The following is a 15,422-nucleotide window of genomic DNA, read 5'->3' on the forward strand; positions in this document are numbered from 1 at the left end:
AGAAAAATCTATTCCGCTTTGGCATAAAATAGCAACTTATGTCATCCTAAGATCACCCCTAACCCTCAATAAAATCAATATTTATAGCGAGATGCTGAAATAAATTCAGGATGATATTTTTGTGTGTAGTTAAATATAAAATAATTGATAGTTTTTAAATTATGTTTCAATAATATCGATTAATTGAAGACTTAGATCCACATAGGTTGAAATATCAAAGGTAGTATTGTTATACAAAATATACTAGCAAATATAGCTATTCCAACTACTATATAGCTTACAACGGAAACATCTATATTATGTCTAGATTGTTTTACAAAAACAGATACGCAAAAGCCAAATACAAACACACAACCAAATAATCCTAGCGATGTTTTAAACATAGCATTTAACATGCCATCTATCATTCCAGCTGTTAGCATCATCACAAATATACAATGATAAGGATTAGCACAAATATCTACACGTTTTTTAAGTAAATTTTTAACCGCTGTAATAATAACTATAATCGCAGCAATAAAAGCTGGAATACCCCATTGCGACCATATTTCTAATAGCAAATTATGAGGGTAACCATCTGGGCGCTTAGTGATTGCAAGATAGTTCCACTGCCCAACACCAATAAAGGGATGTTCTATACCTACCCAGAATGCCTCATTCCATAGGGGAATCCTACCACTAAAACCGCCTCTAATAAGATCTGCTGATGACTTAATATTAGTATTATCAAATGCTGATATAAAATGAGTATAGAACAAGTCTAGCAAACCTCCACAAACCAGAGTTAAGCCAAGCATCAAGACAACTATCTTAAAATACTTGCGAGCAAAAATAAAAAGCAAAGGTATTATTACAATATACTCAGCAAATATTGTTCTAAAAGCATGATTTATCAATACAAACCAAACTATAGTTAATGCTATAAAAGAACCTATCTTGTAAATAGGTCTTAAATTAATAAACCATGGCAATAACAACAAAGGCAAAAACCAACTAAAGTAATTATCCAAAAATCTTGGATTTAGGCAGTTATATATGAACAATAAAACTTTTTGGATGTTACCAGCAACTACAGCTCCATACACCGAATAATTAGCCAATGATAACTGTAGAAACAACGCTCCTCCAAAAAAAATCAAAGATAGCAATATAATCACATAAAAATACTGTACAGACTTAAAATTATCTCTTACATACCCAGCTATAAATAGCACACAAAAAAATTGCAAAAATGTTACACTAACTCCTTTAAATGCAATTGATGGTGAAATTGCAAAAACTGAAGATACAATACCAAACATAAAAAACATAAAGATTGAATATCTTACGAGATTACTAAAGCCCCAAAATACTTGTAAAAGCTTAGAAAGACTTTGCTTATTGACTAAAATAGCTACACTAGCAATACAAAGCGTATAAAAAAAAATATAATATCTATCTAAAAACAGATAAATATTCGCACTAAAAGTATCATTAAAATAATGAGTAATCTTACCCCCTGATGACATCGGCACTAAATTTAGTGGAGTATATTTCATAAAAGGCATTAAAAATACCCAAAATAGTGAAATAGCAAGAAAGTAAAATATACAGTCGTTAAAATTAATCTTTTTGACAAAGTTTTTCACAATTAATTCTCGTGTTAGGAATTTATCTTAATAAGAAATTATAGTATCTGAAGTGCTAGAAAAAATTATTTAATCTCAACTGAAGATTTAGCTAATTCTGAATTATCAGATTTATTAACAACAGTAGCAGTCCAAGTACCATCACAAACTTTATCATCACTAAGAACACTCTGATTATCTACAGTATAGTCTTGGACATCTTTAAACTTAGTAATAGGGAAAGATGTACTATAGCAATTAGTATCTTTAGGAGCTCTCCATGTTAAATAAATAGTCCCCTGAGGAGCACCATTCCAATTAGTTATTATCTTTGCTTCAATCTCATGAGATTCTGATTGATAGTTTAAATTCAATGTGGCTGTTGGCTTATCTTCTGAGCTATCCTGACGATCTTCTTGATCTGGATTATCTAAATTATCATCAGGATTAACTTGTATTGAATCATCTGAACTGTACAGCTTATCAACAAATGAGTTATATGTACTACATCCAGCTAAACCAGCTGTTACTAAAGCTAATAGCAAAAATTTTTTCATTGTATTATTATCCATTACTTTTTTTTAATTTACAGTTTGCTCAACTACTATCTTATCTTTAAGTTGTTGAATTTCTTGAGTTGTTTGCTCAAGATTATCTTGAGTTTGTTTTGTTTGCTCTTCCAATGTCTGAGACTTTTCTCTATAAGCAGATGCTTTTTTCGTGTAGCGTTTAAATATTTTTTGAATATGTACAGAATCTTGAGCAGATTTCATCAACTGTTCTTTTAACTCTTGCTTTTTAGCTAATGCTTCAGCAGTATTCTCTTTACTAAGCTTAGCATGTTCAGCTTCTAGCGCATCAATCTCTTGCTGTTGCTTATCTAATAAGATCTTATATTTGTTAGCTAATTTCTCATATTTATTGGATTTTTGCTGAACCTTAGCTATTTCCTCTTGGAGCACTACAGTTTGTTGCTGCATTTGTTGTTGATTTTTTTGTAGCTCCGCTAATTTTTCTGTATCAGAAGCACAAGCTGTTAGCATTAAAGCTATTAAGGAAATTGCACAAATCAACAAAGCTGTTAGATTATTTTTCATATATTAAGTTTATCTGTATAGTCTTATAAACATATATTTTATCAGCTAGACACCTTAAGTAAAGAAGATTAACAACTCAAGATAACAAATATATATATTATTTTGATTTAGACTGAAGCTCTACAATTTGTTGAGCTATTTTAGATGCTTGGTTAGCTTGAGTTTGTGAAGTAGCTTTTAGATTGTTTATCTGCGATTGATATCCATTTGCAAGAGTTCGATACTCATTTATTTTCTCATCAATTTTAGCTTTTTGAAGAGTCTTTTGCACTAGTTCTTTATTAACAGCTATTGCACTATCATTATTTGGATCACTAAAGTTACTATACGCTTTCTTGAGATCATCAATATCACTGCCTAATTTATCTGATTCTTTCTGTAAATCATCTGCTTGTAACCTATACTTGGCTATTTTAGTTTGTAAACTATCAATATTAGCAAGATTCTGAGATGCTTGTTCACTCAATTGTTTTTGTGTCTGCTGAAGCTGTTGGATTTGTTCTGCAGTACTAGATCCACAAGAACTAAGACTTAATACTGCCGACAATACCACAGATGTTATTAAAACCTTTTTCATAAAACTTATTACCGTTATTATTCCTGAGAAATAAAGTATAGCAAAAAGTGCTATTTAATAATAATCTGATTTTCTAAATTAAAGAGTAGATATTTAAAAGAATTAAGTCAATTTTCAGGATGACTATACAGTGATTGAATCAGAAGCAATTACTTGCTTATCAAAAAGAACGTTTGCTGTCCATTTACCGCTACAATACTTATTACCCTGTTTGATTTCTACAGTAGCCCAAGTTTTATCGTTCTTTTCAGCATACTTAGTTATAGGGAAACTAGTGTCATGACACTTAGATCCTTCCGGAGCTTGCCATTGTAATCTTACACTTCCTTGAGGGTTATTATTGTAAGTAGTATAGATAGTAGCTTTGATATCATCTTGGTTAGTTTTCTTTAGCTTTATCTTAGCTGTAGGTGCTGTGCTTGCAGTAGAAGCTTGAACAGCTGTCGCATCTGAAGCTTGCGCTGCTTGATCCTGAGCAGCAGGCTTATCACCTGATACTGTAGAACAACTAGCAAGACCTGCGATTGACAAAGATAAAAGACTAAGTTTAATTATTTTTTTCATACATATTACTCCTTTAAGTTTATACACTCAAAATCGATTATAACACTAATTACTGTTAAATAAATAGCTGTTTATCAAATGATTATACAACTGACACTACGATTTTCATTAACAAGTAAATTATATGTCTTACAAGCAGTATCACTTGCCATAAAATCAACACTTCTACCAGCTTTTGCTAGCTCATTAATTATTTCTATTGGTGGTAATAATTGTTTTTTCCCTGTACCAATAATGATAATTTCTGGACTAGTTGATAGCACAAGATCAAGATGACTCTTATTAATACTATTTATATCACTAATTTTGTCTTGGTACTCTAGCACTTCAGTAGAAGATAAAATTAAGGGCTGATTATATTCGCCAATATTAAGAATAATTCGCCCATCGATGTATTCTATGAAAAAAACTGGGGCTTGAATTTTTTCTTCTTGTAAAGTCATCATAGCAAAAAAACCTTGATTATAATAATATAGTTAACATATATAAATTATAACTTATCAATATTATATCTAAACATTATTTTGAGGCTACCATGAATTCAATACTAGAAGAATCTAATTTACCTAAACTTGCTGAGTTTAAAACTGATGAAGTCAAGCCAGCGATATACAATCTTTTTGAGCATGCTGAAACCAATCTAAAAAAGGCACTGCAAGAGCAAAATACTAGCTGGCAAACTCTCCTACAACTAGAAGTAGATGATGAGAAAATAAGCCAAGCATTTTCTACAATTGCTCATATGAATGCTGTTTGTAATTCTAAAGAGTTACGCGAGAGCTACGAATACGCTGTAACAAAACTTACAGATTACTATACCAAGCTTGGACAAAATAAAGATTTATACAATCTATATAAACAAACCCAAAATCACGAGCTTAATGCTGAACAAGCCCAAGCCATAAAAAAAGCTATTATCGGATTTGAGCAATCAGGCGTAAATCTTGACGAATCAAAAAGAAAAAGATTGCAAGAGATCTCGCAAGAGTTAGCTCAACTAACTACAAAATTTGAAAATAATGTGTTAGATGCTACTATGGACTGGCTTTACACCACAAATGATGAGAAAGAGCTAAAAGGTCTGTCTCAAAATACTATTGAATCAGCAATAAATAAAGCAAAACAAAAAAATATTTCTGAAAAATATGCATTAGGAATAGATATTCCAACATACCTAGCAGTATTGCAACAAGCTGACAATCGTAAATTACGTGAGAGATTCTATCAAGCATACTGTACTAGGGCATCAAAAGAGGCAGACAACAAAAACTTCGATAATGATGACAATATTGAAAAAATCCTAAAACTACGTGCTGAAAAATCGCAAATACTGGGTTTTGATAATTATGCAGAGAATTCTCTATTTACCAAAATGGCAGAATCTCCAACCCAAGTACTTGAGCTACTTAATAATCTTCTTCAAAAATCATTACCTCAAGCAAAAAAAGAACTTAATGAATTACGTAGATTTGCTGAAGATGCAGGACTAGTAGATGCTCTTCAACCATGGGATACAGCATATTACTCTGAAAAACTCAAAAAAGCTAAATTTGACTTTACAGAGGAAGAGCTTAGAGAATATTTCCCATTAGAGAGAGTTTTGGAAGGACTATTCAAGATACTTAATAAAATCTATAATTTAGAAATCACAGAAAATAGAAACTATACAAAATATGTTGCAGAGCAACAAACTTTTGATTTTTTCAAAGATGGCGAATATATTGGTAGTATAATTTGTGATTTTTTTGCTCGTGATAATAAGCGTGGTGGCGCATGGATGGATGGCTCACGCACAGCATTTATCAAGTTAGATGGCTTAGCTCAAAAACCTGTGGCTTATGTAAACTGTAACTTTATGCCACCATCAAAAGATGGTGCAAACCTAACTCATAGTGATGTCGTAACATTATTTCACGAGTTTGGTCATGCTCTTCACCATATCTTATCACGTGTAACTATTGCTTCAATTTCTGGAACTAATGGAGTTGAATGGGATGCTGTGGAATTACCTAGCCAATTCATGGAGAATTTCTGCTGGTGCGAAGAAGGACTAGCACTTATATCTGGATCACGCGATGGTAAAGCCCTTAGTAATAAACAAATTGATAAGCTAGTAGGCACCAGACATTTTCAATCTGCATTGATGATGGTTAGACAACTTGAATTTGCTATATTTGATATGAATATCCACTACAAAAAATTAACTAGGGCAGCTGAAGTTCAAAATGAATTAGATAGCATTAGAGAAAGAGTCAACTTACTTAAAACTCCTAGCTACAATAGATTCCAGAATGGATTTTCGCATATTTTTGCTGGAGGTTATGCTGCTGGATACTACAGTTACAAATGGGCTGAAATACTTTCTTCAGATGTGTTTTCACGTTTTGAAAATGAAGGAATCCTTAGTAATAAAGTTGGTAATGACTTGTTAGAAAACATAATTTCAAAGGGCTCTTCACGTGATGCTATGGATAACTTTGTAGCATTTATGGGGCGTAAACCAAATGAAGAAGCTCTACTTCGACACAGTGGGATTAATTAAAGTAACAAAGCTAAATATGGCTATAGATCTTTAATCTACCAATAACATTTATTCGTACAATATATATCACAGTTATAAAAACTTCTAAAAATATGAAAACAATTGAAATAGGTAATAAAGCTGAAGAACAAGCCTCTAAATTTTTACGAACTAAAAACTTACAAATTCTAGCTCAAAACTTCAGAGCCTTACCTTATGGTGAAATTGATATTATTGCTTTAGACCAAAACATTCTTGTATTTATCGAAGTAAAATATCGTAGCAAAACAAAATTTGCTAAAGCAGAAGAAATGCTAACTTACAGTAAACAGCAAAAACTTATTAATACAGCAAATATTTTCTTACAAGAAAATCCTAAGTTTGAAAACTACGAATGTAGATTCGATTTAATAGCAATTAACAAAGAAGATATTAACTGGATAAAAAATGCTTTTATCTCAAATTAAAGCTCTTGAGAAAGTTCTATAAGCTTTTTAGCTTGCAATAGCTGATAAGCATCGGTTTCATCATTTAGATTGAGATTAAGATGTCCAACCTTTCTGCCCTTACGTGGTTCTTTGTTATAACTGTGAATCTTAACTCTATCAAGTGCTGCTAAATCTTTTGTAGCTGGCATACCACCAATACAATTCAACATCACTGTTTTACAACTTGTTGTATCTCCCAAGATCAAACCTGCGATAGCTCTAACATGATTTTCAAATTGTGAGGTAATTGAGCCATCAATACTCCAGTGTCCACTATTATGCACTCGCGGAGCTATCTCATTGACTATTAACTCATCACCTTTGACAAAGAACTCTATGGCTAAAGTACCAACATAAGCAAACTCTTTGACTAATGTTTTAGCTATCTGTTGTGCTTTTTCAGCTAAAACCGGATTTTCAAAAGGCGCTTCGGATTCAACTATAATACCTTGCTTATGAGTGTTTTTAGCTAATGGATAAAAAGCTATATTACCTTTAATATCAGCTGTGCATATCTGCGAAACTTCATAATCAAAATCAACAAAAGCCTCATAAATAAGATCATCTGGAGCATTTTTAAGAGCATCCCAAGCTTTTGATACATCTTCTTGAGATTTCATCACAAATTGACCTTTGCCATCATAGCCAAATCTACGTGTTTTGACTATAGCCGGTAGTCCATAATCTTGCACTGCTTTTTCAAGCTTGTCTAGACTATCAATATTTACAAATTTAGCAGTAGCTATGCCATGGTCTTGCATAAAAGATTTCTCAAGAAGCCTATCTTGAGAGATAGCGATGGCTTTCGCAGATGGATATACATTCACATCATGATTAATTGCTTTGATAAGCTCGTGAGATATATTTTCATTCTCAAAAGTTATTACATCAAACTGTTTTGCCCATGTAACTACATCATTAATTTGATCTAAATCAATATCTGTTACACTTTTTACAACCTCTTCGGCGCAATCACCTGTTTTACCAAGACAGTGAAACTCTAGACCTAAAGGCGTACCAGCTATACTTAGCATCCTTGCAAGTTGACCTGCTCCAATAATACCTATTTTCATATTACTGTTCCCTCGGATTAGGATTATCTAGTACTGATTGAGTTTGATCTGCTCTAAACTTAGCTAATGCTTGACCAACTTTTGAATCTACAAGCTGCAATATACTTGCTGCAAAAAGAGCAGCATTTTTAGCCCCTGCCACACCAATCGCAAAAGTAGCAACTGGAATACCCGCTGGCATCTGTACGATAGATAATAAGCTATCTTTGCCACTTAACGTGCTAGACTTCACAGGTACACCTAATACTGGTAGATCTGTTTTTGCAGCAACCATACCAGGTAGATGGGCTGCACCGCCAGCACCTGCAATTATTACTTTTAGGCCTCTAGACTTGGCTGTCTCAGCATAATCGAACATTTTGTCAGGAGTTCTATGAGCTGAAACAACCTCACATTCATAGCTAATACCTAGATTCTCTAAAATATCACAACACTCTTTCATTGTGCTCCAATCAGATTTAGAGCCCATGATTACACCAACATCTATACTCATCTCTTTGTCTCCCTTATATGTCATCCTATGGCTTGACCATAGGATCCATTTATAATGATGCTCAACACCTTACTTAGATTCTACGATCAAGTCGTAGAATGACACTACTGAATTATTTGCTTCCAATTCTTAATAACCTCTATCCAAGCTTTACTCTCGAGAGCTTGTACTTTTTCTTTTAAGCTTTCAGCAATATCATCTTTTGTTACATCACATTTCAACTGCAAAACTATATCACCACCATCAACCTCTTCACTTACTTGATGGATAGTACACCCAGATACAATATCTCCAGCGTCAATAACTGACTGATGGACAGCCAAATCCATTAATCCTGCGTGCTTTGGTAATAGTGATGGATGAATATTTAGAATTTTACCCTCAAAAGCCTTTATAAAGACTGGACTTAAAATACGCATAAAACCAATTAATAAAATCAAATCAGGATTGTATTTCTGGATTTCTTCGACAAGAAGCTTGTCATAAACCTCTCTTGACAGACCTTTTGAAGCTATAAATTTATTAGCTATATTTCGATCTTTTGCTCTTTGTAAAATATAAGAATCTTGCTTATTAGAAATAACCAAACTTATCTCAGCATCTATTTGCCTATCAGCTATAGCATCTATTATAGCCTGCATATTAGTCCCACGCGTAGAACCCAATATAACAAGTTTTAGCCTAGACATTTCTATAGCTCCTGATACTTATCACCACGCAGTAAGTTCATATGCTTAATACGCTTATTGATAAGCTCTTTAGTACCAATATCAGGACGATGAAATAGCTTACCATAAATGTTTTTGACTGCGTTTTCTGCTTTTTGCTCAGCTTCAGCTATTGTATCACCTAGACCTAATACTGCTATTGCCCTAGAGCCTGTACCAATTAATTTACCATCTCTAAAATCTACAGCTCCTAAGAAAATTTCAACATTATCAGGGCATTTTGAAATATCTATTTCAAAATTTTTGACTGATTGATTTGGATATCCTAGTGGTACTAGATATTTACATACACTAGCTTGATTTTTAAATTCAGCTTTTACCTTATCAAGAGTACCGTTAGTTATTGCTTGTACTATCTCAACAAAATCTGTTTCAAGTAAAGTTAGCAAATTCATAGCCTCTGGATCGCCAAACCGAGCATTATACTCAATAACTTTTGTGTCATCTTTGGTAGCCATAAAACCACCATACAGAATACCCTGATAAGGTTCGCCAAACTTATCGGCCAATGCTTTTGCAACTTTCTCATTTATCTCTTTTGCTCTAGCTATATCAGAGTCTGATAAAAATGGTAAGCTATGATTAGCATCTGAATAAGTACCCATGCCACCAGTATTTGGGCCTTTATCGTCTTCATGTGCACGTTTGTGATCTTGTACAGCTGGCATATGAATAAAATGCTCACCATCAGTGAAAGATATCAAAGAAAATTCTTGACCAACAAGCTTCTCTTCAATCACAAATTCCTTACCTGCGTCTATCAATGACTGACAATGCTTGAGAGCATCACTCATTGTATGTAAATGATCACCCCATACAAGAACTCCTTTACCACCCATTAGACCATCTGCTTTTATGACGAACTGATTTCTATACTCCTTGAGGGTTTCTTCTACACCATCCATAGTTGAGAACTTCCTAAAGAAAGGATTTGCTCCTATATCATAGTCACGGATTAGATCTCTTGTGAAACCTTTTGATGTTTCAAGTTGAGCAAGCTTCTTAGTTGGACCAACCACACCTATACCATTTGCTTTAAAAGTATCAGCAAGACCAACTTCAAGCGGCGCCTCTGGACCAATAATAGCTATATCAATACTCTCTGCTTTTGCATACTCAAGAACTTCTTCACAGTTACAAATATCACCAACCTTATATCCCTGAGCTATTCTATCAATACCAGGATTTACTGCTGTACTTATACAAAAGAGGTTATTCTTAACAGCACTTCTTTTAACCGCCTCAGCTATTGCATGTTCTCTACTTCCTGAACCTACTAAAAGAATATTCACTTGACTCTCCGTATTTAAATAATTTGCAACATTTTTTGCAATTCTTTGACTAATATTTTTGATATCTACAGGTACTTCAAACTTTTGACCAGTTATCATCTCAAAAAGTGTTATGTATTTTTGTGATAGATCTACAACCAAATCTTGTGGCGCTTGTGGCAAGACATCATCATTATATGGATCGCAGTTTTTTGCAAACCATAATCTAAAAAATTCTTTATCAATATTTTCTGGCTCTTCACCATTTTCAAATCTCTCAACATAGCTATCTTTTAGCCAAAATCTTGAGCTATCAGGTGTATGAATCTCATCTATTAAAATAATTTCACCAGTCTTTTCATCAACTCCAAACTCATACTTTGTATCGGCTAATATCAAACCATGTTCTAAGGCTTTCTGCTGACCAAATTCAAATAACTCTAAGGCTTTTTGTGAAGCAAAATCCCATTGCTCTTGAGTTAACCAACCCTCTTTGACGATATCTTCGGCTGAAATTGGTCTATCATGGTCTTGTTCTTTTGTTGTTGGTGTTAGAATGTTTTGTGGCAGCTTTTGATTCTTTTTCAAGCCCTCTGGGAGAATATTGCCACAATAATCACGGCTACCATTTTTGTAGTGTGTCCACAATGATGTCGAAGTTGAGCCAGTTATATAGCCTCTGACTACGAACTCAATTGGCAACACCCTTGCTTTTCTTGCTATTACGACATTTGCATCTGGGGATGCTATAAAATGATTTTTGACAATATGAGCAGTTTCTTTGAACCACCAAACTGATGATTGAGCAAGAATCTGACCCTTAAATGGAATAAACCCTAACGATCTATCAAAAGCTGACTGTCTATCAGTTGATATCAAAATACTTTTATCATCAGTAAAGTACATATCTCTAACTTTACCAATGTATTTATCTTTGATATTAAGATCTGTTGATTTTAAAACGTTTTGTATATTATTGATGATGATTTGTTTATCAATCATTAGATAATTTCCACCTTGCCTGTATTTGTAATCTTACCTATTTGATATAGTTTGGTATTTGTATGCTTTTTAGCTAACTCTTTCATCTTATCAAATTGATCTTGGCTAGCTATTATAGTCATACCTATACCCATATTAAATGAGCGATACATCTCAAACTCACTAATATCGCCAATTCTTTGCATAACTCTAAAGATAGCAGGAGTTTCAAAGCTATCTTTAGAGATATCTGCACCTAATCCTTGAGGTAATACTCTTGGGATATTTTCTATAAAACCGCCACCTGTAATATGTGCCATACCTTTGATATCAACACCATTATCTAAGAAATCATGGATAATATTAGTATAGTTAATATGAGGCTCTAGCAATACATCGCCAATAGTTTTGCCATCTAGCTCCGGATATGTATCAGTATGCTTATTACCAGCGACATCAAAGAATAATTTACGCGCGAATGAATACCCGTTCGTATGCAAGCCTGATGAACTAAGACCAAACACAACATCGCCTTCTTTGATATTCTCGCCATTGATGACTTTATTCTTATCAACGATACCTGTAATGACACCCACCATGTCAATCTCACCTGCTTGATACACCCCTGGCATTTCAGCAGTTTCACCACCAACAAGAGATACACCACATTCAGCACAAGCTTTTGACATACCTTTTACAAGCTCTTCCATAATTGCTGGATCAAGCTTATCGTGAGCAACATAATCTAAAAAAGTGATTGGTTTAGCACCCATCACAACAATATCATTTGTCGCAGCTGAGAAAAGATCATAACCAAGATTCTCAAACTTGCCACACATTACAGCAACTTTAGTTTTAGTTCCAACACCATCTATTGATTGTACTAAAACAGGATCATCATAGTTATTGATGATATCTTTTAGTGAATAAAGAGACCCAAAACTTCCTAAACCTGTCAAAACATTCTTTGTAAATGTTTTTTTGACATGTTCTTTCATTCTATTAACAGCTTCATTACCTGCTTCAATATTTACGCCAGCATCTTCATATTTTAAGCTTGCCATGTTATTTCCTTTCTACATAAATTAGTATACCCGAGCAAGCGGGAATCTTTTCAATCTTATCCATTAGCCTAGAGATATCCACCCAAGAGGATATAACTTGCCATAACAAATTCACTACCTATTTAACTCCTGAGCACACTGAAAAGTATTATAAAGAAGCTCTGTAATAGTCATTGGCCCAACACCGCCTGGTACTGGAGTAATCGCAGCAACTTTATCTTTGACAGCTTCAAAATCAACATCGCCAACTATTTTACCATCGACATGATTAATACCAACATCTATAACCACAGCACCATCTTTGACCATGTCAGCTGTGATAAAACCTGGCTTACCTACCGCTACTACCAAAATATCTGCTTTAGTTGTATGAGATTTGAGATCTTTAGTAAACCTATGACACGTTGTGACAGTTGCTTTGGCATTTAATAGTAACTGAGAGACAGGTTTACCGACTACATTACTAGCCCCAACTACTACTGCATGAGCGCCTTCTGTCTGTATACCATACTCTTTAAGCATAGTCAGGATACCTTTGGGTGTACACGACTCTAGACATTTTTTATCTCTAAGCTGTAGTCTACCAACATTTGCAGGATGAAAACCATCCACATCTTTTTCTGGCTTGATAGCATAGATAACTTTTTGTTTGTTGATATGAGTTGGTAATGGTAGCTGTACTAAAATAGCGTGTACACTAGAATCATCGTTTAACTTATCAATTAATTCTAACAACTCTTGCTCAGTTGTTGCTTCAGGAAGTGTTATAACTTCTGAATTTATACCAACTTTTTCACAGGCTTTTTCCTTTGAGCCTACATAAGTCTTACTAGCAGGATCATCGCCGACGATTATTGCCACTAATTTAGGAACTATGCCAGTTTGTTCTTTGTATTCTCGAAGTTGATCTGTCAATCTCTCTTTTAGATCTATAGAAAGCCTTTTGCCATCGATTAAAGTCATTTTTTGATTACTTAATTTAATGAATAAAAAAGATATTAGCTATGATATCAAATTTAGTAGAATCTGTGGAGCTTTTTTAGAAATCTTTTTATAAAAATAAATTAAGAGATAATTAAATATCTTTAGAGTTTTATTTTTTTGGAAGTAACCCTCTATTTAACATCCAATAATATATATATGCGGTACAGTAACAGCCTAAAGCTACTCCAAAAATCACATCACTTGGGTAATGAGAACCAACTATAATTCTACTACCCGCGAATACAACTATTAGTACATACCACAAATATCTAAATTTTGGAAAAATATAAAAAAATGCTATAAACATCGCACCAACTGTTATTGAGTGCCCTGAAGGCATACTTGCAAAATCATAACCTGGAGCATGAAAGTGCTGAAAATAATGCGATCCATATTCTAAGAAAAATTTCGGTCTAGCTCTGCCTATTATAATTTTGAGAACTTGGCCTACAATACCACTTATTGCTACAGTTGCTAGAATAAATCCTGAATATATACAAATCTTATTAAAAGCAATTTTGGTACTCTCAGAAAGCTTATCAATATTAATAAATAGTCTGACTAAAACTATCACTCCACATATTATCAAGATATATTCTGCTTTACCAACATCTGTAATATACCTAAAAGCATTGCCGACAGCTTCAGGCATGGAATGCTTGATATAGTTCTCAACAAGTGTATCAAGATTATAAAATGCAAATACAACTAAAATTAATATTGGCACAAATGTATATTTAAGTTGTAAATATTTAGGTAAATGATAGTTGTTTTGCTTAGGTCTTTTAAAGATTTCTTTGAAGTCTTTAAAATTAGTTTTTAGTACATTTTTAAGCATAGTTGCTCGGCAGTTAGTATTTTATTAGAACTTTAATTATAGCAGAATATTAACCACTCGGCAGAGTTTATAAATCAAAGCTATAGCTCTATAACTAATCCGAGTAACTTTTGAAACCATTTTTATCTTCGTGTGGCTTGCCATAGGATCCACTTATTACGAGCTTCAAACTCGGATACTACGATCAAGTCGTAGTATGACAAATTAGGGAGAATGTAACATAATAATCTGTCATTTAATCATACTCGAGCGTTAATATGTGAAAATACCATAGAAATAGTTGTCATTCTCGTACTAAACATGTTGATCTCTTAGCTATTTAAAATATTCCCGCGCATGTGGAAATGACGATAGCTTTTGTAAGTGAAATTAATAATATTCTAAAAGCATCTACAATAGATACATTTGCACATATTTATTTCAGCTATTAGTTTTTACCGCCTACCATTAGTTTTTGATCGATGAATATTTATAATAATCTTGGTATATTGCTCATCGAACAAATACATAATCATTCTTAAATAATAATGGGAATCATTAATTTATTTTAAATTAAATTATTAAATATAAAATTAATGTGTGGCAATGAAAACACTTGCATCATTTAATTTTAAGAATATAATGTAGTTCACAGTGAATTGACTTAATTTACTGGGATGTTAAAATCTAAACGTTATAAAAACAAAAGGAAAATAAATCATGAAAAAGAAAATGCAAAAAGGTTTCTCACTTGTTGAGTTGATGGTTGTAATCGCGATTATCGCTATCTTAGCTGCAGTTGCTATCCCTATGTACTCTAACTACACTACTCGTGCTAAAATTGGTACGGCTTTAGCTGCGGTTGGTGGTGTCAAGACAGAAGTTGCTGATGCTCTAGCAAATGGAAACAATCCATCAACAGCTGTAACAAATCTACCTGCTGGCGTTAGTATAACCAACGGTTCTACTTCAGGAGCTACTTTACAATTAGCTTTAGATAGTAGCTATGCTCTTGCATCTGGTGGTACAGCGTCTATTAATTTAGCAGGTTCATCTGATGGCGCTACCATAAATTGGACTTGTAGCGCAGTGTCTGGATCTGGATTAACTAGCTCTCAATTACCATCTAACTGTAGCGTATAAGTGTAGCTTACAAA

General features: G+C 33.5%; 16 protein-coding genes. 3 read left to right on the forward strand and 13 right to left on the reverse strand.

Annotated features, from left to right (window positions below):
- Positions 1 to 191 precede the first annotated feature (191 nt).
- From FTPG_RS00355 to FTPG_RS00380, 6 genes are all read right to left on the reverse strand, one after another.
- A complete protein-coding gene (locus FTPG_RS00355; RefSeq protein ID WP_144402384.1) occupies positions 192 to 1,547 on the reverse strand; it encodes an O-antigen ligase family protein in 1,356 nt (451 codons plus the stop codon).
- A gap of 146 nt (positions 1,548 to 1,693) precedes the next feature.
- Entirely contained in the window at positions 1,694 to 2,164 is a 471-nt protein-coding gene (lpnB, locus tag FTPG_RS00360; protein ID WP_004286417.1) for a TUL4 family outer member lipoprotein LpnB, read from the reverse strand.
- 24 nt (positions 2,165 to 2,188) lie between these two features.
- Positions 2,189 to 2,704 carry a hypothetical protein gene (locus FTPG_RS00365; protein ID WP_004286418.1) on the reverse strand — a complete coding sequence of 172 codons (516 nt, stop codon included), beginning with the start codon at positions 2,702 to 2,704 and terminating at the stop codon, positions 2,189 to 2,191.
- Between the two features lie 97 nt (positions 2,705 to 2,801).
- The gene (locus tag FTPG_RS00370; RefSeq protein ID WP_004286419.1) at positions 2,802 to 3,281 is read right to left on the reverse strand and encodes a hypothetical protein; all 480 of its coding nucleotides are present in this window, start codon (positions 3,279 to 3,281) and stop codon (positions 2,802 to 2,804) included.
- Positions 3,282 to 3,404: 123 nt separating this feature from the next.
- Entirely contained in the window at positions 3,405 to 3,845 is a 441-nt protein-coding gene (gene lpnA, locus FTPG_RS00375; RefSeq protein ID WP_012279901.1) for an outer member lipoprotein TUL4/LpnA, read from the reverse strand.
- A 74-nt stretch (positions 3,846 to 3,919) separates the two neighbouring features.
- Positions 3,920 to 4,291: an Mth938-like domain-containing protein gene (locus tag FTPG_RS00380; protein ID WP_004286421.1), complete on the reverse strand. Its 372-nt coding sequence runs from the start codon at positions 4,289 to 4,291 to the stop codon at positions 3,920 to 3,922.
- Between the two features lie 89 nt (positions 4,292 to 4,380).
- Between FTPG_RS00380 and FTPG_RS00385 the strand changes: the two genes are divergently transcribed.
- Positions 4,381 to 6,387 (forward strand): M3 family metallopeptidase, encoded by a 2,007-nt coding sequence (locus FTPG_RS00385; RefSeq protein ID WP_004286422.1) that lies wholly within the window; start codon positions 4,381 to 4,383, stop codon positions 6,385 to 6,387.
- Positions 6,388 to 6,479: 92 nt separating this feature from the next.
- Positions 6,480 to 6,833 (forward strand): YraN family protein, encoded by a 354-nt coding sequence (locus FTPG_RS00390; protein WP_004286423.1) that lies wholly within the window; start codon positions 6,480 to 6,482, stop codon positions 6,831 to 6,833.
- Here FTPG_RS00390 and FTPG_RS00395 read toward each other — a convergent pair.
- The 7 genes from FTPG_RS00395 to lpxE all read right to left on the reverse strand — a co-directional run bounded on the left by FTPG_RS00395 (position 6,830) and on the right by lpxE (position 14,286).
- Positions 6,830 to 7,927: a 5-(carboxyamino)imidazole ribonucleotide synthase gene (locus FTPG_RS00395; RefSeq protein WP_004286424.1), complete on the reverse strand. Its 1,098-nt coding sequence runs from the start codon at positions 7,925 to 7,927 to the stop codon at positions 6,830 to 6,832. The two genes, FTPG_RS00390 and FTPG_RS00395, sit on opposite strands and share 4 nt — an antisense overlap.
- A 1-nt stretch (position 7,928) precedes the next feature.
- On the reverse strand, positions 7,929 to 8,420 hold the full coding sequence (gene purE, locus FTPG_RS00400) for a 5-(carboxyamino)imidazole ribonucleotide mutase (RefSeq protein WP_013922212.1): 492 nt from the start codon (positions 8,418 to 8,420) through the stop codon (positions 7,929 to 7,931).
- A 104-nt stretch (positions 8,421 to 8,524) separates the two neighbouring features.
- Positions 8,525 to 9,109, reverse strand: a complete 585-nt coding sequence (gene purN, locus FTPG_RS00405; protein WP_004286426.1) for a phosphoribosylglycinamide formyltransferase — start codon at positions 9,107 to 9,109, stop codon at positions 8,525 to 8,527.
- 2 nt (positions 9,110 to 9,111) lie between these two features.
- Positions 9,112 to 11,421 carry a phosphoribosylaminoimidazolesuccinocarboxamide synthase gene (locus FTPG_RS00410; protein ID WP_004286427.1) on the reverse strand — a complete coding sequence of 770 codons (2,310 nt, stop codon included), beginning with the start codon at positions 11,419 to 11,421 and terminating at the stop codon, positions 9,112 to 9,114.
- Entirely contained in the window at positions 11,421 to 12,464 is a 1,044-nt protein-coding gene (purM, locus tag FTPG_RS00415) for a phosphoribosylformylglycinamidine cyclo-ligase (RefSeq protein ID WP_004286428.1), read from the reverse strand. Before purM ends, FTPG_RS00410 begins: the two co-directional genes overlap by 1 nt.
- A gap of 114 nt (positions 12,465 to 12,578) precedes the next feature.
- Positions 12,579 to 13,427 carry a bifunctional methylenetetrahydrofolate dehydrogenase/methenyltetrahydrofolate cyclohydrolase FolD gene (folD, locus tag FTPG_RS00420; protein WP_004286429.1) on the reverse strand — a complete coding sequence of 283 codons (849 nt, stop codon included), beginning with the start codon at positions 13,425 to 13,427 and terminating at the stop codon, positions 12,579 to 12,581.
- A 130-nt stretch (positions 13,428 to 13,557) separates the two neighbouring features.
- Positions 13,558 to 14,286 (reverse strand): lipid A 1-phosphatase LpxE, encoded by a 729-nt coding sequence (gene lpxE / locus FTPG_RS00425; protein ID WP_004286430.1) that lies wholly within the window; start codon positions 14,284 to 14,286, stop codon positions 13,558 to 13,560.
- Between the two features lie 699 nt (positions 14,287 to 14,985).
- Here lpxE and FTPG_RS00430 point away from each other — a divergent pair.
- The gene (locus FTPG_RS00430) at positions 14,986 to 15,408 is read left to right on the forward strand and encodes a pilin (protein WP_004286431.1); all 423 of its coding nucleotides are present in this window, start codon (positions 14,986 to 14,988) and stop codon (positions 15,406 to 15,408) included.
- The last annotated feature ends 14 nt before the right edge of the window (positions 15,409 to 15,422 follow it).

The sequence above is a fragment of the Francisella philomiragia subsp. philomiragia ATCC 25015 genome (assembly GCF_000156715.1).
Taxonomy (GTDB): domain Bacteria; phylum Pseudomonadota; class Gammaproteobacteria; order Francisellales; family Francisellaceae; genus Francisella; species Francisella philomiragia.